This window comes from Bacillus sp. SIMBA_154 (assembly GCF_046536015.1).
GTDB lineage: Bacteria > Bacillota > Bacilli > Bacillales > Bacillaceae > Bacillus > Bacillus pumilus_P.
The window spans coordinates 1-272 of the sequence record NZ_JAWJBV010000260.1 but is presented as its reverse complement, the minus strand read 5'-3'; the positions used below and the strand labels follow the sequence as shown (position 1 = coordinate 272).

At 44.5% G+C, this 272-nt stretch carries 1 protein-coding gene; it reads left to right on the top strand.

The window, feature by feature from the left end; translation table 11 throughout:
* A partial coding sequence (locus R0K30_RS21960; protein WP_410612957.1) for a hypothetical protein occupies positions 1–272 on the top strand: 272 nt, incomplete at both ends.

Here is a 272-nt window from a genome sequence, read left to right as displayed (position 1 = left end):
AGCCGGTTTCAGGTGATGAGAGTGCCGTCTCTCTACAACGCCTGGTTAATAGTTATGAAGGCTCTTTGGCGCAGTATGGTGTAGACCCTGAAGGCGTGATTTACAGTTCGAACTTTACTACACAGTCTGTGGGTGATGTTCTTAACGTTGTTAAGCAGCAAATAGCAGGACAGTTTACGCCGAGTTTAACTTTAAATAATTCTGGTAATACTGTTGCGGATACGATGGCAGCTAATAATCTAACAGCACCTCCGTCTGCGGCTTTAGCAAAT